At 72.4% G+C, this 1,274-nt stretch carries 1 protein-coding gene and 1 pseudogene; one reads left to right on the top strand and one right to left on the bottom strand.

The genetic code is table 11. The features are described 5' to 3' along the window. Nucleotides 1-417 (top strand): annotated as a pseudogene (locus STRTUCAR8_RS36005) (hypothetical protein); the annotation flags it as partial. A 28-nt stretch (nucleotides 418-445) separates the two neighbouring features. Here the strand turns inward: STRTUCAR8_RS36005 and STRTUCAR8_RS36000 are convergent. Next, on the bottom strand, nucleotides 446-1,274 hold an 829-nt coding region (locus STRTUCAR8_RS36000), incomplete at its 5' end, for an SMP-30/gluconolactonase/LRE family protein (RefSeq protein WP_044473488.1).

Here is a 1,274-nt window from a genome sequence, read left to right as displayed (position 1 = left end):
TCGCCGGACTCCGGTGGAACCGCAGAACCGCAGCACGTCATCACTGCCGATGAGCGGGCGGAGTACGAGCGAATGCGCCGCCACGCGTCAATGCGCCATCGGCGGTTGCGCCGGGCCGGCTCGTCGGTCCTCCTTCTGCTGGCCCTGCTGCTCGCGCCCGTGGCCGTCGTCGCGGCCTGGGTCCAGGACACGGTCTCCGACACCGACAGGTACGTGAAGACCGTCGCGCCGCTGGCGTCCGACCCGGCCGTGCAGGAGGTCGTGATCAACCGGCTCACGGTCCGCATGGTGAAGAACGTGGACGTCGCCGCGGTGACGGACGCGCTCGCCACCTCGCTCCGGAAGGCCGGGGCGGCACCCCGCATCGTGGCGGGCGCCGAGTCCCTCGAGGGTCCGCTGCGGAACGCGGTCAGGACCTTCCGCGTACATGACGTCCCGGCCTCGGTCAGCGGTCCACGACGACCACGGCGTACGTCGTGTCGGGCGTCGGCGCCGTCGTGAACCGGGCGTTGGGCAGATACAGCCGGTTCCGGTACGCCGCCACCGTGGTCGGCACATCGAAGTCCGGGTCGGTGATGCGCCGTTGGAAGACCCCGCGGCTGCCGTCGGCCGACAGCGTGAACACGTCGATCGCGTTCTGCATGTTCTGTACGACGTACAGGGTGCGCCCGACGAGCAGCAGGCCGTCGCCGTTGGTGAGCGGGGCCGCGTCCCCGAGGCCGACGAGCCTGGTGACCCCGGTGCGCGGGTCCACCCGGTGCAGTCCGCCGACCCCGGACTGGACGACGAGCAGCGCCTTTCCGTCGGGCGTGGCGGTGATGCCGTTGGCGTTGACGACCTCGCCGGGCACCTGATTCCAGTCGCCGCTCAGGGCGATCCGTACGACGTCGCCTGCGCCCGGGAGCGTGCCGCCCCGGCCGAGCGGGAGGACGTAGAGCGCCGGCTGGAAGGAGTCGGTGAAGATCGCCGCGCGCGGGGTCAGGAACACGTCGTTGACGAAGGTGGGGGTCGCGGTGGTGAGGGCGTACGAGGCAAGGACCGCCCCCGGACGGGTGTCCACGACCCGGGCGCCCTCGGTGCGGGCGGCGACGAACAGCCGTCCCCTGCCGTCGAGTTCGAGGCCGACGGACGGCGTGCCGGGCCCGGCCGAGATGATCTCGCCGGCGCCGGTGCGCAGGTCGGCGCGGTAGATCGAGCCGTCGGCGAGGGAGCCCAGATAGGCGTAGGGGCCGGAGCCGGTGGCTATGCCCTCGGGGCGGAAGCCGTCCGGCAGC

It is taken from the genome of Streptomyces turgidiscabies Car8, from assembly GCF_000331005.1.
Lineage (GTDB): Bacteria > Actinomycetota > Actinomycetes > Streptomycetales > Streptomycetaceae > Streptomyces > Streptomyces turgidiscabies.
The sequence above is the reverse complement of the archived record's forward strand: the minus strand, read 5'-3'. Positions and strand labels throughout refer to the sequence as shown.